This window comes from Nesterenkonia halobia (assembly GCF_039536005.1).
In the GTDB taxonomy this organism is placed as follows: domain Bacteria; phylum Actinomycetota; class Actinomycetes; order Actinomycetales; family Micrococcaceae; genus Nesterenkonia; species Nesterenkonia halobia.
This window is the reverse complement of sequence record NZ_BAAAYG010000007.1, coordinates 321,476-345,265: the sequence shown is the minus strand read 5'-3', so window position 1 is coordinate 345,265 and position 23,790 is coordinate 321,476. Positions and strand designations below refer to the sequence as shown.

The 23,790-nt window shown below is 72.0% G+C and carries 23 protein-coding genes and 1 tRNA gene; 10 read left to right on the top strand and 14 right to left on the bottom strand.

Translation table 11 applies throughout. The features are described 5' to 3' along the window. Positions 1–5: 5 nt before the first annotated feature. Entirely contained in the window at positions 6–1,058 is a 1,053-nt protein-coding gene (locus ABD652_RS10550; RefSeq protein WP_344721050.1) for a LacI family DNA-binding transcriptional regulator, read from the top strand. 51 nt (positions 1,059–1,109) lie between these two features. On the opposite strand, the gene ABD652_RS10545 is transcribed toward ABD652_RS10550, so the two are convergent. Then, a complete protein-coding gene (locus ABD652_RS10545; RefSeq protein WP_344721048.1) occupies positions 1,110–2,456 on the bottom strand; it encodes an MFS transporter in 1,347 nt (448 codons plus the stop codon). 264 nt (positions 2,457–2,720) lie between these two features. Between ABD652_RS10545 and ABD652_RS10540 the strand changes: the two genes are divergently transcribed. The 4 genes from ABD652_RS10540 (at position 2,721) to ABD652_RS10525 (ending at position 8,493) form a co-directional block, all read left to right on the top strand. After that, a complete protein-coding gene (locus ABD652_RS10540) occupies positions 2,721–3,107 on the top strand; it encodes an iron chaperone (protein ID WP_344721046.1) in 387 nt (128 codons plus the stop codon). 109 nt (positions 3,108–3,216) lie between these two features. After that, the gene (locus ABD652_RS10535) at positions 3,217–6,204 is read left to right on the top strand and encodes a DEAD/DEAH box helicase (RefSeq protein ID WP_344721044.1); all 2,988 of its coding nucleotides are present in this window, start codon (positions 3,217–3,219) and stop codon (positions 6,202–6,204) included. A gap of 81 nt (positions 6,205–6,285) precedes the next feature. Further along, positions 6,286–7,563: a serine/threonine-protein kinase gene (locus ABD652_RS10530; protein WP_344721042.1), complete on the top strand. Its 1,278-nt coding sequence runs from the start codon at positions 6,286–6,288 to the stop codon at positions 7,561–7,563. Positions 7,564–7,749: 186 nt separating this feature from the next. Further along, the gene (locus ABD652_RS10525; protein ID WP_344721040.1) at positions 7,750–8,493 is read left to right on the top strand and encodes a polyprenol monophosphomannose synthase; all 744 of its coding nucleotides are present in this window, start codon (positions 7,750–7,752) and stop codon (positions 8,491–8,493) included. A 134-nt stretch (positions 8,494–8,627) separates the two neighbouring features. Here ABD652_RS10525 and ABD652_RS10520 read toward each other — a convergent pair whose 3' ends face one another. From ABD652_RS10520 to ABD652_RS10505, 4 genes are all read right to left on the bottom strand, one after another. Then, positions 8,628–8,969: an RNA polymerase-binding protein RbpA gene (locus ABD652_RS10520; RefSeq protein ID WP_344721038.1), complete on the bottom strand. Its 342-nt coding sequence runs from the start codon at positions 8,967–8,969 to the stop codon at positions 8,628–8,630. Between the two features lie 90 nt (positions 8,970–9,059). Beyond that, positions 9,060–10,316 carry an SPFH domain-containing protein gene (locus tag ABD652_RS10515; RefSeq protein WP_344721036.1) on the bottom strand — a complete coding sequence of 419 codons (1,257 nt, stop codon included), beginning with the start codon at positions 10,314–10,316 and terminating at the stop codon, positions 9,060–9,062. Between the two features lie 6 nt (positions 10,317–10,322). Next, positions 10,323–10,808 (bottom strand): NfeD family protein, encoded by a 486-nt coding sequence (locus tag ABD652_RS10510; protein WP_344721034.1) that lies wholly within the window; start codon positions 10,806–10,808, stop codon positions 10,323–10,325. 96 nt (positions 10,809–10,904) lie between these two features. After that, positions 10,905–11,813, bottom strand: a complete 909-nt coding sequence (locus ABD652_RS10505) for a methyltransferase domain-containing protein (protein ID WP_344721032.1) — start codon at positions 11,811–11,813, stop codon at positions 10,905–10,907. A 24-nt stretch (positions 11,814–11,837) separates the two neighbouring features. Here ABD652_RS10505 and ABD652_RS10500 point away from each other — a divergent pair, with 24 nt between their 5' ends. After that, positions 11,838–12,752, top strand: a complete 915-nt coding sequence (locus tag ABD652_RS10500; protein ID WP_344721030.1) for an SDR family oxidoreductase — start codon at positions 11,838–11,840, stop codon at positions 12,750–12,752. Between the two features lie 1,080 nt (positions 12,753–13,832). Here ABD652_RS10500 and ABD652_RS10495 read toward each other — a convergent pair. Both ABD652_RS10495 and ABD652_RS10490 read right to left on the bottom strand, forming a co-directional pair. Further along, positions 13,833–14,393: a hypothetical protein gene (locus ABD652_RS10495; protein WP_344721028.1), complete on the bottom strand. Its 561-nt coding sequence runs from the start codon at positions 14,391–14,393 to the stop codon at positions 13,833–13,835. After that, entirely contained in the window at positions 14,390–14,989 is a 600-nt protein-coding gene (locus tag ABD652_RS10490; protein ID WP_344721026.1) for a hypothetical protein, read from the bottom strand. Before ABD652_RS10490 ends, ABD652_RS10495 begins: the two co-directional genes overlap by 4 nt. 109 nt (positions 14,990–15,098) lie before the next feature. Between ABD652_RS10490 and ABD652_RS10485 the strand changes: the two genes are divergently transcribed. The 4 genes from ABD652_RS10485 to ABD652_RS10470 all read left to right on the top strand — a co-directional run bounded on the left by ABD652_RS10485 (position 15,099) and on the right by ABD652_RS10470 (position 18,320). Next, positions 15,099–15,533, top strand: coding sequence for a DUF3054 domain-containing protein (locus ABD652_RS10485; RefSeq protein WP_344721024.1), 435 nt, complete (start codon positions 15,099–15,101; stop codon positions 15,531–15,533). Between the two features lie 92 nt (positions 15,534–15,625). Next, a complete protein-coding gene (locus tag ABD652_RS10480; protein WP_344721022.1) occupies positions 15,626–16,510 on the top strand; it encodes an SDR family oxidoreductase in 885 nt (294 codons plus the stop codon). A 2-nt stretch (positions 16,511–16,512) separates the two neighbouring features. Beyond that, on the top strand, positions 16,513–16,770 hold the full coding sequence (locus tag ABD652_RS10475; protein ID WP_344721020.1) for a DUF7218 family protein: 258 nt from the start codon (positions 16,513–16,515) through the stop codon (positions 16,768–16,770). A gap of 35 nt (positions 16,771–16,805) precedes the next feature. Continuing rightward, positions 16,806–18,320, top strand: a complete 1,515-nt coding sequence (locus ABD652_RS10470) for an FGGY family carbohydrate kinase (RefSeq protein WP_344721017.1) — start codon at positions 16,806–16,808, stop codon at positions 18,318–18,320. Positions 18,321–18,341: 21 nt separating this feature from the next. Here ABD652_RS10470 and ABD652_RS10465 read toward each other — a convergent pair whose 3' ends face one another. The 7 genes from ABD652_RS10465 to ABD652_RS10435 all read right to left on the bottom strand — a co-directional run bounded on the left by ABD652_RS10465 (position 18,342) and on the right by ABD652_RS10435 (position 23,748). Beyond that, positions 18,342–19,331: an aldo/keto reductase gene (locus ABD652_RS10465; protein ID WP_344721015.1), complete on the bottom strand. Its 990-nt coding sequence runs from the start codon at positions 19,329–19,331 to the stop codon at positions 18,342–18,344. A 272-nt stretch (positions 19,332–19,603) separates the two neighbouring features. Next, a tRNA-Ala gene (locus ABD652_RS10460) sits at positions 19,604–19,676 on the bottom strand. Between the two features lie 143 nt (positions 19,677–19,819). Continuing rightward, positions 19,820–20,236: a ribosome silencing factor gene (gene rsfS / locus ABD652_RS10455; protein ID WP_344721013.1), complete on the bottom strand. Its 417-nt coding sequence runs from the start codon at positions 20,234–20,236 to the stop codon at positions 19,820–19,822. Positions 20,237–20,252: 16 nt separating this feature from the next. Beyond that, positions 20,253–21,407, bottom strand: coding sequence for a hypothetical protein (locus ABD652_RS10450; protein WP_344721010.1), 1,155 nt, complete (start codon positions 21,405–21,407; stop codon positions 20,253–20,255). Further along, on the bottom strand, positions 21,404–22,108 hold the full coding sequence (gene nadD / locus ABD652_RS10445) for a nicotinate-nucleotide adenylyltransferase (protein ID WP_344721008.1): 705 nt from the start codon (positions 22,106–22,108) through the stop codon (positions 21,404–21,406). The genes ABD652_RS10450 and nadD overlap by 4 nt, the downstream gene beginning before the upstream one ends. 62 nt (positions 22,109–22,170) lie before the next feature. Further along, complete coding sequence (locus tag ABD652_RS10440) at positions 22,171–22,356, bottom strand: hypothetical protein (protein ID WP_344721005.1); 186 nt, start codon at positions 22,354–22,356, stop codon at positions 22,171–22,173. A gap of 168 nt (positions 22,357–22,524) precedes the next feature. Further along, a complete protein-coding gene (locus ABD652_RS10435; protein WP_344721002.1) occupies positions 22,525–23,748 on the bottom strand; it encodes a mechanosensitive ion channel in 1,224 nt (407 codons plus the stop codon). Between the last annotated feature and the right edge of the window lie 42 nt (positions 23,749–23,790).

Genomic DNA, 23,790 nt, shown 5'->3' with positions numbered 1-23,790 from the left:
CACCCGTGGTCAGCATCGACGAGGTCGCCCGCGCGGCCGGGGTATCCTCCGCCACGGTCTCCCGTGCGCTGAGCGGCCGCGGCCATGTCTCGGCCGCTACCCGCACCCGCGTCGAGGAGGCCGCCGCCCGGATGGGCTATGTGGTCTCCTCGGCGGCCTCCAGCCTGGCCTCGGGGCGCATGCGCAGCATCGGAGTCATGGTTCCGGACCTGCACCGCTGGTTCTTCTCCACTGTGCTCACCGGGATCTCCGAGGAGCTCAGCCGGCGGGGCTTCGACCTGATGCTCTACAACGTCACCGACGACGACTCCGTGCGGGCCGAGATCTTCGGCTCCTATCTGCGACGCCGCCGCGTCGACGGGCTGATCGTGGTCGCGATGGAGCTCAGCGGCGCAGAGATCTCCCAGCTGCAGCAGCTGGACGTTCCGGTGATCACGCTGGGCGGTGCCAACGACCAGCTGCCGGGGCTGGCGATCGACGACCACGCCGTCGCCCGACTGGCGACCGAGCATCTGCTGCGTCTGGGCCACGAGCGCATCGGGCGGATCGGGGCTCTCGAGTCCTTCGACCGGGACTTCCACATCCCCGCCCGGCGCGAGGCGGGTTTCCGAGAGGCGATGGACACGGCCCAGGCGGCGGTCGACCCGACGCTCTGCGTCCCCGGAGACTTCACCATCGAGGGCGGCCACCAGGCGGCCAAACGCATCCTGGGCCGGTCGGCGGCGGCGCCGACCGCGCTGCTGGCCTTCTCCGACGAGATGGCCGTCGGGGCCACGCTGGCAGCGCGGGAACTGGGTCTGAGAGTGCCCGAGGACGTCTCGGTGATCGGCATCGACGGCCATGACCTCGGCGGACTCATCGGCCTGACGACAGTGGACCAGCATCCGCTCGACCAGGGCACGCTGGCGGCGCAGCGGATCCTGGCGATGTGCGAAGAGCCCGGCGGCGACGCGGGGACGGACGCCGCCGGGGGCGCTTCGGAGGCGGCGGAGAGCTCCGACGAGCTTCCGTACGAGCTGGTGGTGCGCAGCAGCACCGCCGCGCCTCGGCCCGTCTGATCAGTCCGGCGCCGTCCCGGGCGCCGATTCCGATGCCGGCCCTGGGGCCGGCTATGGGGCCGACTGCTCCGCCCGACGACGCGTGGCCCGGGTGGCGTGGATCGACCAGCGCGGCAGCCAGCGGCGCAGGGCGGCCGCGCCCGCCGGTCCCATGGCCGCGGCGGTCCAGATGCCGGCCGCCAGCGAGCCCAGGGCCGCACCGGCCGAGACGATCAGCGGCCCGGAGGCGACGCCGACGTCCTGCAGCAGGCGCCAGGCGCCCAGGAACTGCGGACGCCCGCGCTCCGGGGCGACGTCGGAGGCGATGGTCATCATGATCCCCGAGCCGAGGCCGTTGCCCAGCCCCATCAGCACCGCCGCGGCGGCGAGCTGGCTCTCGCCGGAGGTCAGCGGCACCAGCGCCATCGCGAGGCCCAGCAGCGTCATCGAGGGCACGCCGATCCACAGTCGCCCCATCCGGTCCATGATCTTGCCCGCCGGATAGAAGAGCAGCATGTCGACGCCGGCGGCCAGGCCGAAGAGCAGCGAGATCGTCGCCGGATCCAGCCCGAGGTGCTCGCCCCACAGCGGCAGCACCTGCTGGCGCGCCCCGCGGACGGATCCCACCAGCAACACCGGAACCCCCAGCGTCATCAGCAGCCGGCGATGGTCGCGCAGCACCTCGAGCATCCGCGGAGCCCGGGAGGCCTCCGCCGACTGGGCCCGTCCGGCCCGTCCGGACTGTGCGGCACCGACTCCGGCCGCGCCGTCGTCGTCGACGGTCTGCGGATCCTCCCGGGTCATCGCCACTGTCGCGGAGGCCGCCAGGGCGGTGACGGCGGCGACGACGAAGACCAGCGGCAGCTCGCCGACCAACAGCACCGCCGCCCCCAGGAACGGGCCGAGGAACTGTCCGATGCGGTTCATCCCGCCCAGCGTGGAGAGCACCCGGGCCCGGTGCTGCGGCGGGGTGACGGCGGTCAGATGCGCATGTCGGGCCAGGTGGAAGACGGCGTTGGCCCCGCCGACGAGCAGCACGGCGGCGGCCAGCGACAGCGGGCCGGGGGAGAGAGCCGCACCGAGGAACCCGAGCGCTCCGAGCAGGCCGGCCAGCAGCATCGCGCGGCGATCGCCGATCCGGGCGGTCAGCGAGCCGGCGGGCATGTCGGCCAGGATCTGGCCGACCGGAAGCATCGCTGCGATCGCGCCGGCCGTCGCCAGCGAGGCGCCGCGCTCGACGGCGAAGGAGGCGATGACCGGCAGCATCGCGCCCACTCCGAGGCTGAACAGCAGCGCCGGCAGCAGCGCGCCGACCAGGATGTGCGGATCGGCGAGCGGATGCCGCGGCCGCGGCCGGCCCGGCGTCTCGCCGGCGGCTTCGACCGGGGCGCGGGAATCGGAGGAGGATCGATCGGACACGCCCCGAGCCTACTCCGACGGCCGTGATGACTCCGTGGCTCCGGTGGGAATGAGCGCCCATTCCCACCCGAGCCACGGAGTCATCCCCGGGGGACGAGGGGAGGACGGGGGAGCGTCGGGAGAGCCCTGCGGGGTCGCCGGGTCTGGTCGGCACCGATCGGGGCGATCTACCCTCGAAGCACCGGCTCTCCGGGCGGTCCGGAGGGCGAGCCCGGGTGACGCCCGGGGCGTGCCGAGACGGCAGCAGACACCGGGGAGGCGATCATGGCAGTGCAGACCAGCGAGAAGCCGAGCACAGTCGACGAGTACCTGGCAGGATTCGACGGGCTGGCCGCGCAGCGGCTGGCCGAGCTGCGCCGGATCTGTCGCGAGTCCGCCCCGGAGGCCGAGGAGACCATGAAATGGAATCAGCCGGCCTACGTCCATGAGTGCGGGGTGATCCTCTTCATGTTCAGCGGCCATGCCCGCCACGCGAACATCGTCTTCACCCCGACGACGCGCGAGCACTTCCACGTGGAGCTGGCCGGCTACCGCACCGGCAAGGGGTCGGTGCAGCTGATCTACGAGCACGAGCTGCCCGAGGCCTTCCTCCGCCGGATGATCGAGCACCGGATCCAGGAGCACGAGGATCACGGCATCAGCTGGATGTGACGACGCCGCGGCCGCGCCCGGCAGCATGCGTCGGCGCCGGTCGCGGTGCGGGTCTCGGCGCGCCCGTGGTCTCGAGGCTGCGCCCGCGGCGATGCCATAGGCTGGGGGCATGAGTTCACCGGCCGAGCGATACGCCCAGTTCCGACGTCGAGCGGCCGAGGCGAAGACCGAGCTCGGGGCCTTCCGGGCGGAGCAGGGCTTCGACCTCGACGAGTTCCAGGCCGAGGCCTGCCGGCATCTCGAGGACGGCGAGGCGGTGCTGGTGGCCGCCCCCACGGGCGCGGGCAAGACCGTCGTCGGCGAGTTCGCCGTGCACCTGGGACTGGCCCGCGGGACGAAGACCTTCTACACCACGCCGATCAAGGCGCTGTCCAACCAGAAGTACCAGGAGCTCGCCGAGGAGCACGGCCCCGAGCGGGTCGGGCTGCTGACCGGCGACACCTCGGTGAACGCCGACGCGCAGGTCGTGGTGATGACCACCGAGGTCCTGCGGAACATGCTCTACACCGACGCCGAGCCGCTGCGCGACCTCGGCTATGTGGTCATGGACGAGGTCCACTACCTCGCCGACCGCTTCCGCGGAGCCGTCTGGGAGGAGGTCATCATCCACCTGCCCGAGAGCGTGCAGGTGGTCGCCCTCTCCGCCACCGTCTCCAACGCCGAGGAGTTCGGCGCCTGGCTGGACACCGTCCGCGGCGAGACCGCCGTCGTCGTCTCCGAGCATCGTCCGGTGCCGCTGTGGCAGCACATGTACGTCGACGGCCAGATCCACGATCTCTTCGTCACCGACGGCGACGAGGACGACGCCGTCTCCGCCGCTCTGGTGAATCCCGACCTGCAGCGGCTGGCCCACCAGCAGCAGTCTCCGACCTCCCGGCGCGGCGGACCGCACGCCAAGGGCGGCAAGGGCGGTCGGGGCCGCGGCCCGGGGAAGGACGCGCGCGGCGCCGGCGGCTCCGTCTCGGGGATCTCCGGCTCGCCGGTCGGCGGCGGCCGGCTGAACCGGCCGCGCCTGATCCGCGCGCTGGACCGTGACGGGCTGCTGCCGTGCATCACCTTCATCTTCTCCCGCGCCGGCTGCGAGGCCGCCGTCGAACAGTGCCTGGCCGGCGGCATCCGGCTGACCTCTCCGGCCGAGGTCGAGGAGATCACCTCGCGCGTGGAGCGCATGGGCTGGGAGCTGCCCGCCGAGGATCTGGCGGTGCTGGGCTTCGACAGCTTCCGCGAGGCGCTGGTCCACGGCGTGGCCGCTCATCACGCCGGGATGCTGCCGCCGTTCAAGGAGCTGGTCGAGGACCTCTTCGCCGAAGGCCTGCTGAAAGTCATCTTCGCCACCGAGACGCTGGCGCTGGGCATCAACATGCCGGCGCGCACTGTGGTGCTGGAGAAGCTGGACAAGTTCAACGGCGAGCAGCACGTCGACATCACGCCCGGAGAGTTCACCCAGCTCACCGGCCGGGCCGGGCGGCGCGGCATCGACGTGGAGGGCCACGCAGTGGTCGTCCACCAGCCGGGCATGGACCCGCGCCAGGTGGGCGGCCTGGCCTCGAAGCGCACCTATCCGCTGAACTCCAGCTTCCGGCCCAGCTACAACATGGCGGTCAACCTCACCGCCCAGTTCGGCCGGGAGCGGGCGCGGACCATCCTGGAATCCTCCTTCGCGCAGTTCCAGGCCGACCGCTCGGTGGTCGGACTGGCCCGCGACGTCTCCCAGCGCGAGTCCTCGCTGCAGGGATACCACGACGCGATGCAGTGCCACCTGGGCGACTTCGCCGAATACGCCGCGCTGCGCCGACGCATCTCGGAGCTGGAGAAGGGGCAGGCGAAGGCTCGCAACCGGCAGCGGCGGCGCGAGCTGACCCGCGTGCTCGCAGGGCTGCGCCCCGGCGACGTCATCGAGGTCGAGGGCCGCCGCGGCCTGGGGACCTGCCTGGTGGTGCACAGCGCCCCGGAGCATGACCCGCGCCCCGGAGTGATCACCGAGCGCGGCCAGCTGCGCAAGGTGCACGTCGAGGACTTCCCCCAGCCGCCCGAGGTGCTCACCAGCATCCGGCTGCCGCGCAAGCCCCAGGTGAAAGTTCCCAAGGTGCGTCGTGATCTGGCCTCCTCGATGCGGACGGCGCTGCAGGACCGCACGCCTCCCCGGGACGATGCGCCGGCGCCGGGCTTCGGCTTCACCGACCAGCCCGACGAGGACGAGATCTCCGACCTTCAGGCGCAGATGCGCCGCCATCCCTGTCATGGCTGCTCGGACCGGGAGGATCACGCCCGGTGGGCCGAGCGCTGGTGGACGCTGCGCCGCGAGACCGACCAGCTGCGGCAGAAGATCGAACGGCGCACCGGTTCGCTGGCGAAGACCTTCGACCGGATCTGCGGAGTGCTCTCCGACCTGGGCCACCTGCAGCTGGCCGACCCGGAGCACGGCGGCCCGCTGGACGAGGGGGCCGACGAGACCGCCGACGACGCCGGCGACGGCCAGCGTCGTTGGGACCGGGCGGAGCTGACGGTCACCGAGCGCGGCCAGCGGCTGCGCCGGATCTACGGAGAGCGCGACCTGTTCACCGAGCTGCTGCAGCATCGCGGCGTCCTCGGCGGGCTCGATGCCGCAGAGCTCGCCGCCTTCTCCACAGTGCTGATCTATCAGGCCAAGCGCGACGACGAGGGCGCGATGCCGATGATGCCCACGGCGCGGCTGGGCGAGGCCGTCCGCGCCGCCGTCGACGTCCATGCCGACCTGGAGGCCCTGGAGAAGCAGCACCATGTCGACCCGACGCCGGCTCCGGAGATGGGGCTGGCCCCGCCGATGCACGCCTGGGCGAGCGGGCGCAGCCTGCGCGAGGCGCTGATGGACTCGCCGCTGGCCGCCGGGGATTTCGTGCGCTGGGCCAAGCAGTCCATCGATGTGCTCGACCAGCTGGGCCGGGCGCCGCACACCGCCGCGAAGCTGGCCGCCCGCTGCCGGGAGGCCGTCGAACAGATCGGTCGAGGAGTGGTGGCCTACTCCGCCGTCAGCCCGGTGCCGGGGATCGCCGAACCGACGGAATCGGCCGCCCCCGGCACGACGTTGACCGAGGAGGATGCTCCGGCCGGCGAATGACCTCGCACGACCGTCGCCGTCCCGCCGCCTGAACCAGGCCTGTCCGCCGTCCCGCCCGACCTTCAGAGAGAATGATCCTCCGTGCCTGACACTTCTGACTCCGCCGCCGACACCTCGTCTGTAGCTTCCGCCTCCCCGCGGCTGCTGCGCGACGGCACCGTCCACTCGACCGCCGAGCCCTATGCCGAGGCGATGATCGTCGAGGACGGGCTGGTCTCCTGGGTCGGATCGGACGAGACCGCCGAGCATCTGCGCGGCGAGCAGCACGCCGTCGAGGAGCTGGACCGCGCGCTGGTCGCCCCGGCCTTCGTCGGCTGGGGCCGCCGTCCGCTGGCCGAGCTCGCCGACGCCGAGGACGTCGCGACGGCGACGGCGGCGGTGCTGACCGACCAGGCCGCCCAGGGTGCGGGCACGCTGCGCATGAGCCTGACCGTCGGATCCGAGGACCTCGTCGACGCACGGCGTCTGCGCGCGCGGCTCGAGCCGGTGCTCGCGGCCGCGGCCGCGCATCCGATGGACGTGCACCCGCTGATCGCCGTACCTGCAGGCGACGAGGCTCTCTCCGACCTCTCGGCGGCGCTGGAGCCGCTGCTGGAGGACGCGCTGGACGACGTCGACCGGATCGCCGGCCGTCCTGTCGGCGTCGAGCTCACCGGAGTGCTGGCCCAGGACGCGGCCGCGGACGCCACAGAGCCCGAGACGGCGCTGACGGAGGCCGTCGCGGCGATCGTGCAGGCCGGACGGCAGCCGGTGCTGACCCTGCCGACGGAGCCCGCGGCGGCGTCGGCCGACGTCGTCGAGCGGCTCGAGGGACTGCGGAGCCGACTGCGCGAGCGCCACGCCGCGCCGCGCCCCGATCGGCCCCTGCTGCTGGTCGGCTTCGACGCCCCCGAGCCCGAGCTCTGGCGCCGCGTGCTGGACACTGCCGCCCAGGTGGTCCTGCGCGGGCCCGGCCATCTGGCTCCGGCGCTGAGCACCGGCGTGCCGATCAGCGCCGTGCCGGCCGAGGGGGAGAACCCCTGGTCGCTCATCTCCGCCCATGTGCATCACTCCGAGGCCGGGGTCTCGGTGCGGGCGGGGTTCAACGCCCAGTCCCGCGGGGCGTTCCGGTCGCTCGCCGGCGAGCAGGGTCAGGCCGGCCCCGGCGGGGGAGGCCAGCTCAACCCCGGATCGGCGGCGACCTATGCAGTCTGGGAGGTCGACTCGCTGGCGGTGCAGACCCCCGATGCGCGGACTGCGGCCTGGAGCACCGACGTGCGGGCCCGCACTCCGCTGCTGCCCTATCTCGACGGCGTCACGCTGCCGCGGCTCGTCGCGCTCGTCGTCGACGGCCAGGAGCTGCACCGCGCGCAGCGCTGACACGGACGGCTCGCCGCCCGATGCCGCATGCGCCGTCTCCGATCGTCATTCCCGGCGCGGTGCCGGACGCATGATCCTCGGCGGCCATAGACTTGCCGTGCACCGGGCCGCGTCGCCGGCCCGGGCCGGCCGCCCAGACGGCCGAATACCTGGACGCCGGAGCGAAGAAGGGGCGCAGAGCTGCTCGTGAAGATCCTGACGATCATCCCGACCTATGACGAGATCGAGGCGCTGCCGATCACGCTGGATCGCCTGCAGGCCGCCGTGCCGGAGACCGACGTGCTCGTCGTCGACGACAACAGCCCGGACGGCACCGGCGACTACGCCGACGAGCTGGCGGCGCAGGACTCGCGGATCCATGTGCTGCACCGCACGGCGAAGAACGGACTCGGCGGCGCGTACATCGCCGGATTCCGCTGGGGGCTGGAGCGCGGCTACGATGCGCTCATCGAGCTCGACGCCGACGGGTCGCACCAGCCCGAGCAGCTGCCCGACCTGATCGCCGCCCTGGACCGGGGGGACCTGGTGATCGGGTCGCGGTGGGTCGACGGCGGGGGCGTGGTCAACTGGCCGCTGCACCGGAAGCTGATCTCGCGCGCCGGGAGCCTGTACTCGCGGACGCTGCTCGGACTGCCGGTGCGCGACATCACCGCCGGCTACCGGGTCTTCCGCCGGGAGGCGCTGGAGAGCATCGACTTCGACGAGGTCGAGTCGGTGGGCTACGGATTCCAGGTCGACATGACCTTCCGGCTGGCCCGTCAGGGGCGGACCATCGTGGAGGTGCCGATCACCTTCGTCGAACGTACCCTCGGAGCTTCGAAGATGAGCGGCGACATCGTGGTCGAGGCGATGCTCAACGTCACCCGCTGGGGGCTGACCGCCCGGGCACAGACGCTGCGACGGAGGCTGGGCCGGGCGCTGGGCCGCTGATCGGTCGTTGATCGGCCCGAACAGCAGAAGGCCCGCCGCGGAGCATGCTCCGCGGCGGGCCTTCTGGTCTCCAGGCGCACGTCACCGGCCGCCTCTCGGCGACCGTCCGGCGGCCGGGGAGAGGCTGCCGAGCCTCAGACGGTCTCGCCGCGGCGTTCCCGCAGCTTCTTCAGCCGTTCGGTGAGGATGTCCTCGAGCTCCTCGGTGGACCGGCGCTCCAGGAGCATGTCCCAGTGGGTGCGGGCCGGCTTGTCCGGGGTGTCGTCCGGCTTGGAGCCGTCGACGAGGACACCCTCCTTGCCGGTCGGCGACGTCCAGGTCGGGGGCACCTCGGCCTCGGCGGCGAACGTGACGGAGATCTTCTCGCCGTCTTCGCAGACGTACTGCACATCCTGCCGCGGTGCCGGCTCCACGCCCTGCTCGGTCTCCATGGACTGCGCGCCCAGGCGCATTCCGCGCAGACTGCGATCGCTCATCGGCGTTCTCCTCCAGTGGTGGGACAGACTCTCTCGAGTGGGCTCAACATCGGCACGGGGTCGGTTATTCCGACCCGACCGTCCATGGTCTCATGCCCGGCCCGCGGCGTCGTCCCGATCCGTCGGGGCAGTGGAGCCCTCGGCCGCGTCGCCGGAGCTCGGCTCCTGTGAGGCCTCGGCGGGATCCGTCGTCCCGACGCCCGGGGTGGAGGTCCGGGCATTGCTGGTCTCGGCCCGCCGGGCCTCCTCCTCCAGGGATTCGGCGCTCTGGTAGTGCGGGTCGTCGTCGGTGACCGAGGTCGACCGCGCCGAATCGGCCAGGTCGGAGATGGCCTCGGAGATGCCGGGGGTGCCGGCTCGGCCGGCGGCCCGGTCGGCCTCCTTCTGCTCGCGGCGGGCGCGCATCCGCTCGGCGCGGGCGGCGCGCTCGGTGTCGCGCTCCTCCGCGGATCCGGAGTCGCCCGATCCGGCGTCGTCGCTGAACCCGCGCGAGAAGGTCTTCAGCGCCTCGCCGAACTCGCCGGGGATGACCCACATGGTGTTGGAGTCGCCCTTGGCCAGGTCCGGCAGCGTCTGCAGGTACTGGTAGGAGAGCAGCTCCGGGCTCGGCTCCGAGTCGTGGACGGCCTGGAACACCGTCTCGATCGCCTGGGCCTCGGCATTGGCCCCGAGGATGCGCGCCTGCGCCTCACCCTCGGCGGCGAGGATGGCCGACTGCCGCTCGCCCTCGGCGGTCAGGATGGCCGACTGCTTGGTGCCCTCGGCGGTGAGGATCGCCGCGCGCCGGTCACGCTCGGCGCGCATCTGCTTCTCCATGGACTCCTGGATGCTGTGCGGCGGCTCGATCGCCTTCAGCTCCACGCGGGCGACGCGGATGCCCCAGCGGCCGGTGACCTTGTCCAGCTCGCCGCGCAGCTGGGCGTTGATCCGGTCGCGCGAGGTCAGCGTCGCCTCCAGGTGCATGCCGCCGACCACGTTGCGCAGCGTGGTGGTGGTCAGCTCCTGCACGCCGTGGATGTAGTTCTCGATCTCATAGCTCGCGGCCTTCGGATCGGTGATCTGGAAGTAGACCACCGTGTCGATCGAGACCACCAGGTTGTCCTCGGTGATCACCGGCTGCGGCGGGAAGGAGACGACCTGCTCGCGCATGTCCAGCAGCGGCAGCATCCGGTCGATGAATGGCACCAGCAGCGTCAGGCCCGGGGTCTGGGCCCGCTGGAACTTGCCCAGGCGCTCGACGATGCCGGCCCGGGCCTGGGGGACGATCCTGACGCTCTTGGCGAGGATCACCACCACCAGCACCACCAGGACGACCAGGACGACCATCAGTGCGACATTGATCTCCATGGCTTCTCAGGCCTCTCTCTCATCGGGGTCGTGCCAGTCGATGCTCGCCGCCGGACGCAGGTGGACCGTCGCCCCGTCGACGGAGTCGACGACGGCGGTCATGCCCGGCTCGATCGTCGCGCCGGCGACGGTGCGGGCAGTCCAGGTGTCGCCGTCGACCTCGGCCAGTCCCTCGTGCTCCGTGACGGTCTCCAGCGGGTACGCCTCCATGCCCGCCATCCGGTCGACGTTGGTCAGCTGGTGCTCGGGAGTGCGGCGCAGATGCCGCAGGGCGATCGGACGGACCGCCCCGAGCATCAGCAGCGCGGTGGCCGAGCCGACGACGACCTGCAGCCAGCCGGGGCCGCCGGCCAGGGCGACCGTCGTCGCCGAGGCCGTTCCGGCGGCGAGCATCAGGAAGAGCAGGTCGAGCATCATCAGCTCGAGCACCAGCAGCACCAGGGTCAGCCCGAGCCAGGCCGCCCAGAGGTTCTCGGAGAACCACTCGATCACGATGCCCCCTCGTCGTCCGTATCAGCGTCGCCGGACGGGCGATCGGCCGTCCGGCCGGAAGTGCTGTGACTTCCCATTGTGCCTCAGGCGACAGAATCAGTCACCAGCATGGCGCTTCCAGGTGGTGACGTCGACGTCGACAGTCGCCCTCCGGATGCCCGCATGGTCCACATCGTTCAGGATCTGTTCCCGGTCACGGTGATGACCCGCCGGCCCCATCATGATCAGATCCGCCGCCTGCTCGGCGTCGAGGTCGACCGTCTCGCCGGCGGCGCGGTGCTCCTCGGGGTCGCCCAGCGCCGCGCCCATCCGCGCGAGCAGCTCCCGATGCTTGTCCTCGCGCATGCCGAGCAGTCCGTGCGCGGCGAGCTCCTGCAGGTGCCCGGGGCGCGGGGTGACCACGATCGCGCGCCCGCCGGGGGCGAGCACGCGGGCGTACTCCTCGGGGCTGCGCGGCGCGAAGACGTCGACGAGCAGATCGATCGAGGCGTCGGCCACCGGCAGTGGACGCCAGAGATCCCAGGTCAGCGCCAGTGTCCGCGGGTGCTTGGCGGCGCGCTTGAGTCCCGCGGGGGACAGGTCCACAGCGATCCCGGACGCCGCCGGCAGGGCCTCCAGCAGCGCATGGAGATGGTGGCCGGTGCCGGCGCCGCAGTCGAGCACCCGGCGCGGCTCCGGCGCCCGGGTCGCGATCGCCGTCAGGGCCTCGGTGACGCGGCGCAGGATCCCGGCGTCCTGGATCCGTTCACGGGCCATGATCATCGCCGCGGCGTCCGGCGTGGCGGAGCTGCCGCGGCCGACGAGCAGATTGACGTAGCCCTGGCGCGCGGCGTCGAACCGGTGACCGGCGTCGCAGGAGAGCGCACGGATCGTCGCCGGCCGATCGGCGGGCTGGTCGGCGTGCCGGTCGGATGCGCGACGCTCGACATGCAGGGCCCGGCCGCAGTGCGGACAGCGCACCGGCCACGAGTCGGCCTCCGCGGCCTCGGAGATCTCCCCAGTCATGGATCCAGCCTATAGTCTGCCGCCATGACGGATCCTCGGGGCGATGTGCTGGTCGCGGGCGCGAGCGGCTATCTGGGACGGCACCTGGTCAGCACCCTGCACCGGAGAGGGCTCCGCGTGCGGGCCGTGGTCCGCGACGTCGACCGGGCCGGCGGGCCTGGGGCTCATGGCGCGCCGGCGCTGGCGGGTCTGGTCGACGAGTGGGTCGCCTGCGACGTCGTCACCGATCGGCTCGACGGACTCGTGCGCCCCGGGGAGACCGTGATCTCCGCGCTGGGAGTGACTCGACAGAAGGCCGACCCCTGGGATGTGGACTTCGCGGCGAATCTGGCGCTGCTGGCCGAGGCCGAGCGGGCGCCGGCGGGGCAATTCGGCTATGTGCATGTCATGCACGCCGAGCGCAGTCGTTCCCAGCTGGTGCGGGCCAAGCGGGCCTTCGTGGCCGCGCTGCGGCGCAGTCCCGTGCCCTCGGCCGTGGTGAACCCCAGCGGATACTTCTCGGACATGGAGGAGCTCCTGGCCATGGCCCGTCGCGGCGTCGCCGTCAGCCTCGGCGACGGGTCGGTGCGACTGAATCCGATCCACGGTCAGGATCTCGCCGACTTCCTGGTGGAGCGGCTCGTCGCGCGCGGCACAGAGCCTCCGGCCATGGACGAGCTCGGGCATCGGCACGGGGAGTGGGACGTCGGAGGTCCGGAGGTCTTCACTCTGCGCGAGATCCTGCAGCTGTGCTTCGCCGTGTGCGACCGGCCGGCCCGCATCGTGGACGTGCCGACCGGACTGCTGCGCGCGGGACTGCCGCTGCTGCGGCCGGCGGCGCGGACCCACGACCTGGCGCAGTTCTTCCTGGACGGCTTCTCCGGCGACGGCGTGGGCGCACGCACCGGCACGCATCGGCTGGAGGATCATCTGCGCGCCGTCGAGCGCGGGGAGGACTGAGGGAGCATCGGTCACGATTATGTCAACTAATCACAGCACATCGGTCGCGTGCTGCTCGGCGGGGAGCGGTTCCCTCGGGTGGACGGCATCGCCGCGGCGCGCAGCGGGTGCTGTGTGCGCCGTCGTGCGCCGCGGGGAGGCCGATCCGCCCGGACGATCCCGAGGGGTCGCGCGTGCCGTGCCGCCGGCAGGACGAGGCGCCCTGCACTGCGCGCCGCATGGAGGCGCTCAGGGTGCCGCGGCCGTGCAGGCGGACGGGTGGGAGCCGACGGGTGCGAGGTGAGGCATGCTGTCGGGCAGGACGTCGTGACGGCTGGACGCATCGAGAGGTCAGGCAGGGTGGATCGTGCAAGACGGCTCGTGGTGAGGCCGGGTGCCGAGGGGTCGATGAGCCCTTCTCCGACCCTTCCGTGAGTGTCCGATAATCTGCATTATGTCAACTTGAGGTTCTGGACACCTCCTCCCCCGATGATCGCCGGTCGGCGCCGTCGCTCTCTGGGTCGATGCTCGGCATCACGAACCGACGCGGCACTGGCCCCGCGCCCGACTCGACGCCCGACGCCGGTCCAGCGAGACGCAGTCACGCACACGACCGCGCACACAGCATCGACTGCCGGTCGCTCAGGATCTGCGTCCGGGTTCAGCGCCCGAGCTCTGCATCCAGAGACTCTGCCTGCAGAGCCACCTCCGGATCCCGCGCCAGCCGGGTCAGCCTGTCAGCCTGTCGCGGACCACGGCCCAGCACCTCCTGAGCGTCAACCCTCTCTGGCACACCTTCGCCGAACACTCCTCGCTGGACAGCCCTCGAGGCATGCCGAGGCCGGCGCGCCCCTCCTCGTGGACGACGGCGTGACCGCGGCGGCGCTGAGACGCAGAGACGCTGTGAAGACTGCGCCGCCGACCGATCCCTGCCGCCTCTCGCCGCGCGAGGCACGACCTCGACTTCCGGCACGCGTTCGTCACCACGGCAGGAGCACCTCCGGTCGCGTCGGACAGCTGCTCCTCGATCGGCGGTCCGAGGAAGTCCGGCACGGTTATGTCAGGCTAATGCCGAACACCGCGCTCTCGGGCGCGCATCGCTCATCCCGTCACCAGCATCGCGATCCCCGCGCAGGCCGAGGCCCAGAGCACCGAGCAGAACGTGCCGATGATGAAGCGTTCGGCCGCGCCGTTGGGCCGACGCAGCTCCGAGTAGCGCGCCAGACCTTTGACGGCGAGCACCACGGCCAGGCCTTCGGGCCAGGAGGCCAGCAGGGTCGCGACGGCGGCCAGCCGCTCCAGCACCCCGATCCATGCTCCCCCGCGGAGCACGGGACGATCGTCGGGCGGCAGGTCGCTCATCGGCGCCGCCGGAGCCCCGCGGTGCTCACGCGTGGCGCTGTCCAGCACCGCCGTCGAGACGCCGGAGCCTCCCACGGCGGCGGCCGCCCCGACGACGAACACGGTGAGCGCCAGGCCCGGCACCGTCGTCGTGGTCTGCTCGGCGGCCAGGGCGCAGAGAGCCGCCGCGGCGAGGAGGATCAGCTGGACGACGGCGGCGAGGTTCTTGACCAGCAGGCGCGGCCGGCGGCGCCGCGGCAGCATGGAGAGCGCCGCGGGCGCCGCGGCGGCCGCAGTCAGCATCACAGCCAGCACGATCATGCCGTCACCTCCTCGTGCATCGTCTCCAGCATCTGCACCGCCAGCGAGGCGACGCGCCGCGTCTGGTGCCAGAGGCCGCGATCCAGCGCGCGCGAGACGGCCTGCTGGCTGACGCCGAGCTGCTCGGCGACTTCGGTCTGCGTCCGCCCTTCGGCGATGAGCTCGCCGGCCTGCTGACTGGAGTCGGTGCGCCGGTGGTCGAGCTCGGCGAGCAGCTGCAGCACGGCCTCGACATGCTCGGCGTCGGGATGCTCGGCCGTGCAGGCGACGCCGCCGGGCGCACGTTTGGCGCGGGTCACCGCATCGCGCGCATGCTCGAAGGCCGGTCCGCGGCCGGCTCGCGTCTCCTCCGGCATCGGCTGCTCGACGGGCCCGACGCCGAGGCCGGCGCTCCAGCGGCCGTCCCGGGCGGCGTGCAGCATCACCTCCACCACGGACGCGGCCTCAGTGAGCACGGCCTGGATCTCGTCGCCGGCGGTGCGCTGGAACGGGCGCGCGACGCCGGCGCCGGCGAGGGCGGTGAAGGTCCGCAGCCCCTCGCCGACGAGGTCTCCCCCGCGGCGGGATCCCTTCTGGTCCATCGTCAGCACGTACATGGAACAACCATAACACGTTGTTCTAGCCACTACACCCTTATAAAGGTGTTCCCGGCGATACACCCTTGCGCTGAGGCGGCATCCAGCCGACGACTCTATCCTGACCACCATGTCCGAGCGCCGCGCCCCACGCCCCTCCACGACGCCCGCATCCCGCCGTGACCTGCGGCGAGCCGCCCCCGGCACGCGCCTGCTGCTCCTGGGCGTCGACGTCGTGCTGGTGCTGGTCTTCGCCGCCGTCGGGAACCGCACCCACCAGAGCGGCCTGGCCGTGCTCGACGTGCTCACCACCGCCTCGCCCTTCCTGCTGGCGCTGCTCGTCGTCTCCGCGGCGCTCTGGCCGCTGGCCCGCCCTTCGCGCCTCTGGCCCGACGGCCTCCTGGTCCTCGTGGTGACCGTCGCCGGCGGGATGGCGCTGCGCGTGCTGCTGGGGCTCGGCGGCGCCCCGACGTCCTTCGTGGTCGTCACCTCCGTCGTGCTCGCCGTCCTGCTGCTCGGACGCCGGCTGCTCAGCGGGCTCCTCCGCCCCGCCACCCGCGGGTGAGCCGCGGCGTCCGGCCCCCACGACCTTGACAGGAGCCACACCCCTGACGGTTCATGGATGGGGAGATCCAGGACCCGACGCCAGGAGGTTCGATGGCCGCGACCGCCCAGGATCCCCGCGCCGGGCGCCCCACAGGCGTCGGCGCCCAGCAGCAGGACGCCCAGCCCGGCCTCACCGAGCCGATGGGCCCGTCGCCGGACCACGGCGAGCAGAGCTGGGTCGGGCGTGATCGGCTCCTCGGGCGGCGGGCGCTGATCACCGGCGGCGACTCGGGCATCGGCCGCGCCGTCGCGCTGGCCTATGCCCGCGAGGGCGCCGACGTCGCGATCGTGCACCTGCCCCAGGAGCGCGACGACGCCGCCGAGACCGTCCGCCTCGTCGAGGAGGCCGGACGCCGGGGCACCGCGGTCGTCGCCGACATCCGTGAGGAGCAGCAGGCCGTCGACGCCGTCGGCCGGGCCGTGCGGGCCCTGGGCGGCCTCGACGTCGTCGTCCTCAACGCCGGCCACCAGCGCCGGCGCGAAGGCATCGAGACGCTGCCGGTCGAGGAGATCCGGCGCGTGGTCGACACCAACCTGGTCGGGCACCTCGTCGTCGCCCGGGAGGCGGTGCCGCACCTCGCGCCCGGGTCCTCGATCATCACCACGACCTCGATCCAGGCCGCCGAGCCGAAGCCGGCGCTGCTCGACTATGCGATGACGAAGGCGGCGCAGGTCGCCTTCACCGAGGCGCTGGCCGACGAACTGGGCGATCGCGGCATCCGAGTCAACGCCGTGGCTCCGGGGCCGATCTGGACGCCGCTGATCCCGGCGACGGGATTCGCCGACGAGGAGATCGAAGAGTTCGGACAGGACACTCCGCTGGGTCGCCCCGGCCAGCCCGCCGAGCTGGCGGGCGCCTACGTCTACCTGGCCGGCGACGAGGCGTCCTACACGTCCGGAGCCGTCCTGCCCGTCACCGGAGGGAAGGGATTCTGATCATGCCGAACCGCAGCATCAAGGACGAGGAGCTCTACGAGCGTCTGCGCGAGGAGGGCGAGTCGAAGGAGAAGGCCGCCCGGATCGCGAACTCCGCGGCCGCCGAGTCGCGCAGCGAGGTCGGTGAGCGCGGCGGCGAGGCCTCCGCCTACGAGGAACGCACTGTCGACCAGCTCCAGGACCGGGCGAAGGAGCTGGGCATCACCGGGTATTCGCAGATGACCAAGGACGAGCTGATCGAGGCGCTGCGCGAGCACTGAGCATCCCGGCCGGCCGGGCCGCTACGCTGACCGGGATGGATCCCACCGCCTCTCCCCTGGTCGCCGGAGCCGATTTCGGCACCACCGCGCTGAAGCTGGTCCTGGTCGACGTCGACGGCCGCACCGTCTCCACGGCTCAGGCGAGCTACCCCACCGATCGACGACGAGACGCCGACGGCGCCGCCCGGCATGAGCAGGATCCCGAGCAGTGGTGGCAGGCGCTGGTCCGCGCCCTGGCCGAGACCGGGCTGTCCCACGGCGTCGTCGCGCTCGGTCTGACCGGACAGATGCAGGACCTCGTGCTGCTCTCCGGAACCCGGCCGGTGCGGCCGGCGGTGGTGTACTCCGATCAGCGCGCCGCGGCCCAGCAGCGCGCCCTCCACGACCAGCTGCCGCATTGGCCTCGACGCGCCGGCAGTCGCCAGGACGCCGCCAGCGTCGCGGCCAAGCTGCGTTGGCTGGCCGACCACGAGCCGGAGAATCTCGCCGCGGCCGACGCGCTGGTCTTCGGCCCCGCCGGCTGCCTCGCCCGGCGCCTCGGCGCCGAGCCGGTCTGCGACCTGACCACGGCCTCGACCACCGGGCTGCTCGATCTCGCCGCGCGCGATTGGTGGTCCCCGGCGGCCGAGGCGGCCGGGATCGACGCCTCCCGCCTGCCGCGACTGGTCGAGGAGCCGGCCGCCGAGGGGCCGGTGGCCCGTCTGCGCTCCGCAGACGCCGCAGAGCTCGGACTGTCAGTCGGCACGCCCGTGGTGCTGGGGTTCGGCGATGCCGCCGCCACCACCGACGGACTGGTCGGCTCGGCGCCCGGCGACGCCTACGCCTCGCTCGGGACCTCCGGCTGGATCGCGGCGGTCACTCCGGGCCCGCCCGACGACGGCGCGGAGGACTCCGCGATGCATCAGCTGGCGGCGGATCGGGGGAACCTGCTGCGCATCGCCGCCGTGCAGTCGGCCGGCGGCAGCGCCGAATGGTCCCGGCGGCAGCTGCTGGGCGGCCTCGACCATGCCGCCGTCGAGGAGCGAGCCGCCGGACGGATCGACCGGCTGGCCGAACGGCCGCTCTGCCTGCCGGGCCTCGGCGGCGAACGCTATCCGGTGCGCAACGCCGAGGCCCGCGGCACGTTCATCGGCGTCACCGAGTCCACGGAGGCGATCGACCTGCATCTGAGCGTGCTGACCGGAGTCGCCTACGCCCTGGCCCAGGGAGTCGAGGAGCTCGGTGCGTCCCAACAGGCCCTGCCGGTGGTCGGCGGCGGAGCGGAGAGCCGCGTCTGGCGCCGACTGCTGGCCGACGCCGCCGGCATGCCCGTGGTGCACTGTGCCGAGACCGACGACGCCGCGGCCCGCCACGCCGCCCGTTCCGCGGCGGAGGGCGGCGGGTTCGCGCATCGGGTGCCGCCGCACTTCTCGCCGGCCGGAGAGGGCTCGGCGGGGATCAGCGTCGTCGAGCCCTCGGCGCTGGCGACCGAGCATGCCCGGCTGCGCGAGATCCACCGGGAGCTGCACGAGACGCTGGCGCCGACGTTCAGCCGACTCGCCGGAGCCTGAGGCTCACCGGTCGGGGCCGCCTCACCACCGGGGGTGGATCTGCTCGCGCAGCACCTCGTCGTAGAGCTCACGGACGCCGTCGAGGAAGCTCTGCGGCAGCGCGCCGACGGCGGCGGCCTCGGCGTTGGACCGGGCCTGCTCGGCAGTCCGCGCGCCGGGGATCACCGACGTCGCCCCGGGCTGCTGGATGACCCAGGCCAGCGCCGCCGTCGTCGGCGCCAGGCCGGCGTCGCGGGCCAGCTCGGTGAAGCGCGCGGCGGCGTCGACGCCGGTGGCGAAGTCCACCCCGGAGAAGGTCTCGCCGACGTCGAAGGCCTGGCCGTCGCGGTTGAAGGTCCGGTGGTCGGTCTCGGCGAAGGTGGTCTCCTTCGTGTAGCGGCCCGAGAGCAGTCCGCTGGCCAGCGGCACGCGCGCGATGATGCCGACGCCGGCTTCGCGGGCGGCGGGCAGCACCTCGTCGAGCGGCTTGCGCCGGAAGGCGTTGAGGATGATCTGCACGCTGGCCACATGCGGGCGTCGGATGGCGGCCAGGGCCTGCTCGCAGGTCTCGACGCTGACGCCGTAGGAGGCGATCGCTCCGTCCTCGACGAGCGTGTCGAGGTCGTCGTAGACGCGGTCGGAGGCGATCACGTCGCTGGTCGGGCAGTGCAGCTGGACCAGGTCGAGCGTGTCGACGCCGAGATTGCGCCGCGACCGGTCGGTCCAGGCGCGGAAGTTCTCCAGCGTGGCGTGCTCGAGGTCGGGCTCGGCGGCGCGCCGGATCATCTTGGTGGCCACGAAGCCGTTCCAGTCAGGATTCTCCCGCAGCCAGCGGCCCACGTGCTGTTCGCTCTGCCCGTCGCCATAGACGTCGGCGGTGTCGATGAAGGTCACGCCGGACTCGGCCGCGGCGTCGAGCACGCCCTGCGCCGAGGCGTCGTCGACGGCTCCCCACTCGCCGCCCAGCTGCCAGGTGCCGACTCCGACGGTCGAGACCTCACGTCCGGTCCGTCCCAGAATGCGCTGCTCCACGTGTCCTCCTCGGTGCAGGACGACACCGGGGCTCCCCCGGCGTCGGCGTCATGGCTTCGATGAGAGCCGGCCGTATGTGACCGATCCCTCGCGCCGACCACTCTACAGCCGCCCCGCGGGCGGAGGATCACGCATGACGCCTTTTGTCCGACGGAGGAACATAGTGCGGGGGAAGACCATGGCCCGACGGCGCCGCCCGCCTGCGGACGAGCGCCCCGCGACATGCGAAAAGGCCCGCCGAACCATGTGGTTCGACGGGCCTTCCCATCCGGTGGAGGTAACGGGACTCGAACCCGTGACCTTCTGCGTGCCACGCAGACGCGCTACCAACTGCGCCATACCCCCGTGTTCTTTTTTCTCTGTGTCGCCGCGGCAACGCCCTCTACTCTACCCACCTCCCCAGGTCGAGGCAAATCGAGCGAGAGTGGCCCTCGCCACATTCGCCCAGCCGGCTGACCTGGGGAGTCCATGGGGCGTTCAACGGGAGTTCATGCCTCGGCGGAACCCTCTCCGGGCTCCTGCGAGGCCTCGGGAGCCGAGACGGCGGGCAGCCCCAGATCGACATGGTCGACGTCGGCGTAGAGGCGGTCCAGCCCGTAGAGCACACGCTCCTCCTCATGCTGGACGTGGACGACCATGTGCCCGTAGTCCAGCAGCACCCAGGTGCCGCTCTCGCGCCCTTCGCGGCGCAGCGGCTGCGAGCCGTGCTCGGTCTTGATGCGGAACTCGACCTCGTCGACGATCGCATCGATCTGGCGGTCCGTCGGCGCCGAACAGACGAGGAAGGCCTCGGTGATGCCGAGCCGCTCCCCCACGTCGAGGCCGACGATGTCGGTGGCCAGCTTCTCGGAGGCGGCCGCCGCGGCGGTCCGCAGTTCGGCGTGGACGGTATCGGTGATAGTCACGAAGTACAGCTCTCTCTCACGACAGGATGGTGTAGAGGACGACGCCGACGGCGATCAGCAGCAGCACGCTCAGCGCGATGACCAGCCACAGCATCGCCGACTGGCGGCTGGCCCGACGGGAGGTCTGCTCGACCATCTCGTCGAGCTCCAGGCCGTGGGCGCCGCTGGCCTCGACCGGTTCGATCTCTCCGGCGGCCACGTCGGTCGGGTCGGGGTTCTCGGCGTCGGCATAGCCACGCAGCGTCTTGCGGGTGATCACCTCGGACTCGGGGCGTTCGTCCCGGCGACGCTCATGCTCCGTCTCCTGGTCCGCCAGCTCCAGACGCCGTCGCTCCTGATTGGCCTGCATGGCCTTCGCGGCCATCTCCTGCTGCTTCTTCAGCAGCTCCGGATCGACGGCGTGCGGGTCGCTCGGAGCCCGGGAGACGATCTCGGCGGTCAGCGCGTCGATCTCGGCGCGCCTCTCCGCGTCCAGCGCAGGCACCTGGCCGGTCTCGCGGAGCAGCAGACGCCCCTTGCGGGACGCGGGCACGGGCGGCAGCTCGTCGTCGTCCGACGGCGTCTCCGGTGCGGGGTCGTCCGCCGCGACACGGTCAGCGTCGCCCGTGTCGTCGCCCGTCTCGTCATCGGTGTCGTCGACCGAACCGTCGTCCGCCTCTCCGGAGGCGCCCTCGGACGTGTCCTCGGAGTCCGTCGCGGCCTCCTCAGCTGACTCAACAGGTTCGGCGTCCGCGGTCGAACCGGCCGAGCCCTCGGCGTCGGCCGCCTCGTCGGAGGCGGCAGGCGCCTCAGGTGCTGCGTCAGTCTCGGTGTCGTCGGCGTCAGTCTCGGGGCCCGTTTCGGCGGAGCCTGAGGCCTCGTCCTCCGCCTCGGCAGACCTGTCGACGGCGGCGGCCTCCTCGACGGAGTCCTCGCCCGACGTCTCGGCGGTCTCGGGAACGTCGTCTTCGGGTGCGGCGGCGGCCTCGGGCACGGCGGCCTCAGCCGCCCCGCTCCCCCTCCGTCCACGCCGAGACTTGCGCTCGGCCTCGCGTCGACGCCGGAGCTCCCGGCGCGAGACCGGCAGGTACCGGGCGCGGAGATCGTCCGACTGCTCCTCCCCCGCGGTCGGCGTCGCCTCGGCGTCGCCGGTGCTTCGCTGCTCGGGGTGGGCCGCGTCCTCTGCGCTCATCTGCTCGCCTCCTGCGGAGTCTCGGGGGTCCCTGGACCCTGGCTGTGCTCCAGGCTGCGTCGGGCGGGCGCTCGTCCGGCGGCGTCGTCCGAGGTGGGCCGGAGCCGGTCGGCGGCGGCCCCGCGGACGACTCCGTCATCGTCCTGCTGATAGAGCCGGTGCTTGGCGATGTACTGCACGACGCCGTCCGGCACCAGGTACCAGACCGGCTTGCTGTGGCTGACCCGCTCGCGACAATCCGTCGAGGAGATCGCCATCGCCGGGATCTCGACCAGCGAGATCTGGTCCGTGCGACCGAAGTCCTCCGAGACGAATCCCGGCCGGGTCACCGAGACGAAGTGCGCCAACTCCCAGAGCTCCTCCACGTCCTTCCAGGACATGATCTGGGCCATGGCGTCGGCGCCGGTGATGAAGAAGAGGTCAGCATCCGGATACAGCCGCCGGAAGTCGCGCAGCGTGTCGATCGTGTAGGTTTTGCCGCCGCGATCGATGTCCACCCGGGAGACGGTGAACCGCGGGTTGGCCGCTGTGGCGATGACCGTCAGCAGATAGCGGTGTTCCGCGGGGGTCACCTGGCGGGCGGCCTTCTGCCAGGGCTGCCCGGTGGGCACGAAGACGACCTCGTCGAGGGCGAATTCGCTCGCGACCTCGCTGGCGGCCACCAGGTGGCCGTGGTGGATGGGATCGAAGGTGCCGCCCATGATCCCCAGACGGAGTCGACGACGTCCGGCATCGGCGGTGGCGGCGGCCTGAGGTGCGGCGTTCAGTGGTCCTCGTGCTCCTTGGCCGGCAGCTGGCGCCCCTTGCTGGAGAAGGACACCGTGATCAGCAGCATGCTGATCAGCAGCGCGAACATGATGATGCCGAACCACGGGGCGGGCATGAACAGCTCTCCTCCGTGCTCCTCGGACGCTTCGGCCAGCAGTGCGGCGATGGGCGTATTCAGCATGCCTCTCCCTCGACGGTCGACTCGGATCACGGCAAGTCTACGCGACACCGGGGCCCTGTCGCCCACCGGCTCACCGATGATGATCGGCGTGGTCGGCGGCGACAGGGCCCCGGTCGCGGCGCATGTGCGCAGGAGCTCCGGTCCCGGGTCGCGGGGCCGGAGCGGATATCAGCTCGCGGAGTCCGTCCCCGAGCCGCTCTCCACCTTGGTGAGGGTGCGGGCCGCGGCGTCGCGACCGCCCAGCCCGAAGGCCAGCGCGGCGGCCAGCGCCCCGCCGACGACCACGGCGCCGAAGGCCAGGTTGATGATCGAGTCGGCGATGCCCATGTACTGCAGGCCCATGGCGACGAAGAGGGCGATCGTGCCGTAGCGCATGATCGTGCTCGGCGTGCCCGCGCCGACCGTCTTGGCCAGCAGGTTGGCGATGAAGAAGCCGGCGCCGATGATCACCGCGCCGAAGAGGACGCGGCCGCCGAGCTCGAGCACCTCGTTGAGGATGGCGGTGATCTCCGGGAAGTCCAGCGTGCGGGCGGCCATGATGCCGAAGAACAGCACGATGCCCACCTGCGCGATCCGCGACAGGATGTCCGAGACGCTGGTCTGCGTCGGCTCGATGCCCATGTTGGCGGCCGCGCGGTCCGTGCCGATGGAGCTCAGCACCGAGCCGAGCAGGTTTCCGACGAACTTGGCGATGAGCACGCCGACGGCCAGGATCAGCGCGGCGGCGATGAACAGCGGGATGAAGTCCAGGATCAGCGTCAGCATCTGCGTGGCCGGCTCGGAGACGGCCTGGATGCCGAGGATCTGCAGCGCGCTGATGGCGACGACGATGACGATGAGCGCGAAGACCACGTTGCCGATCACGCCGGTGATGCGGCGGTTGGTCTCCGCATCGGCCGCCGAGGGCACCGATCCGGCCGAGGAGTCCTCGACGCCGGCGTTCTCGGCGGTCTTGTCAGCGGCGGTCTTCGCCCGGCCGACCAGCCCGGCGAAGTTGACCCGGCCCAGCGTCGCCTCGATCAGCTGCTTGACGATCTTCGCGATCACGAAGCCGATGAAGAAGACGAAGCCGGCGCCGATGATGTTCGGCAGGAAGCTCAGCCCCGTGGCCAGCAGATCCTGCACCGGCTGCAGCACCCGCTCCAGGGCGAAGAGCTGGAGCACGGCGATCAGACCGAAGAGCCAGATCACCAGCGAGGCGATCTGGCCGATGGCCGAGCCCAGCGACTGCCCGTCGGCTCCGCCGCCGCGCTGCAGGAAGCCCACACGAGAGACGAGCTTGGAGATGGCCCACTTGACCACGCTCGCGATGATCCATGTCACGAGCAGGATGACGACGGCCATGACGACCTTCTCCACCAGCCCGAGCCAATCGTAGTTGCCCAAGTCCATGATTACTCCTTCAAAAATGTGCTTCTCAGCCCGCCGGCGGCG

Excerpts from the sequence above, each read along its gene's own strand:
- ABD652_RS10540 (WP_344721046.1), top strand. The coding sequence starts at position 2,721 with ATGGCAGTGCAGACCAGCGAGAAGCCGAGCACAGTCGACGAGTACCTG.
- ABD652_RS10535 (WP_344721044.1), top strand. The coding sequence starts at position 3,217 with ATGAGTTCACCGGCCGAGCGATACGCCCAGTTCCGACGTCGAGCGGCC.
- ABD652_RS10520 (WP_344721038.1), bottom strand. The coding sequence starts at position 8,969 with ATGAGCGATCGCAGTCTGCGCGGAATGCGCCTGGGCGCGCAGTCCATG.
- ABD652_RS10515 (WP_344721036.1), bottom strand. The coding sequence starts at position 10,316 with ATGGAGATCAATGTCGCACTGATGGTCGTCCTGGTCGTCCTGGTGGTG.
- ABD652_RS10505 (WP_344721032.1), bottom strand. The coding sequence starts at position 11,813 with ATGACTGGGGAGATCTCCGAGGCCGCGGAGGCCGACTCGTGGCCGGTG.
- ABD652_RS10500 (WP_344721030.1), top strand. The coding sequence starts at position 11,838 with ATGACGGATCCTCGGGGCGATGTGCTGGTCGCGGGCGCGAGCGGCTAT.
- ABD652_RS10495 (WP_344721028.1), bottom strand. The coding sequence starts at position 14,393 with ATGATCGTGCTGGCTGTGATGCTGACTGCGGCCGCCGCGGCGCCCGCG.
- ABD652_RS10490 (WP_344721026.1), bottom strand. The coding sequence starts at position 14,989 with ATGTACGTGCTGACGATGGACCAGAAGGGATCCCGCCGCGGGGGAGAC.
- ABD652_RS10485 (WP_344721024.1), top strand. The coding sequence starts at position 15,099 with ATGTCCGAGCGCCGCGCCCCACGCCCCTCCACGACGCCCGCATCCCGC.
- ABD652_RS10480 (WP_344721022.1), top strand. The coding sequence starts at position 15,626 with ATGGCCGCGACCGCCCAGGATCCCCGCGCCGGGCGCCCCACAGGCGTC.
- ABD652_RS10475 (WP_344721020.1), top strand. The coding sequence starts at position 16,513 with ATGCCGAACCGCAGCATCAAGGACGAGGAGCTCTACGAGCGTCTGCGC.
- ABD652_RS10470 (WP_344721017.1), top strand. The coding sequence starts at position 16,806 with ATGGATCCCACCGCCTCTCCCCTGGTCGCCGGAGCCGATTTCGGCACC.
- ABD652_RS10450 (WP_344721010.1), bottom strand. The coding sequence starts at position 21,407 with ATGAGCGCAGAGGACGCGGCCCACCCCGAGCAGCGAAGCACCGGCGAC.
- nadD (WP_344721008.1), bottom strand. The coding sequence starts at position 22,108 with ATGGGCGGCACCTTCGATCCCATCCACCACGGCCACCTGGTGGCCGCC.
- ABD652_RS10440 (WP_344721005.1), bottom strand. The coding sequence starts at position 22,356 with ATGCTGAATACGCCCATCGCCGCACTGCTGGCCGAAGCGTCCGAGGAG.
- ABD652_RS10435 (WP_344721002.1), bottom strand. The coding sequence starts at position 23,748 with ATGGACTTGGGCAACTACGATTGGCTCGGGCTGGTGGAGAAGGTCGTC.